The organism is Streptomyces atriruber (genome assembly GCF_001418325.1).
Lineage (GTDB): Bacteria > Actinomycetota > Actinomycetes > Streptomycetales > Streptomycetaceae > Streptomyces > Streptomyces atriruber.
On sequence record NZ_LIPN01000518.1, the window covers coordinates 2277 to 2485 of the forward strand.

At 68.4% G+C, this 209-nt stretch carries 1 protein-coding gene; it reads left to right on the top strand.

The genetic code is table 11. The features are described 5' to 3' along the window. On the top strand, positions 1 to 209 hold a 209-nt coding region (locus tag AOK03_RS44580), incomplete at both ends, for a hypothetical protein (RefSeq protein ID WP_244177905.1).

The following is a 209-nucleotide window of genomic DNA, read 5'->3' on the forward strand; positions in this document are numbered from 1 at the left end:
TCGACGGGAACGGAGCCGACCTCTCACAGGGCAGTCAGCGCAAGCTCGACCGGGTCTACGCGCGCCAGGAGTACCGGCGGGCCTTCCCGGGCGAGATCGGTGACCTGCACTTCCCGTCGAGCGTCTTCGACTCCTACACCGGGTCGTTGCTGCGGAACGTGGACACCTCCGGTGTCGCCGAGTCGGGGCTCAAGGTCGTCGTCGACGCG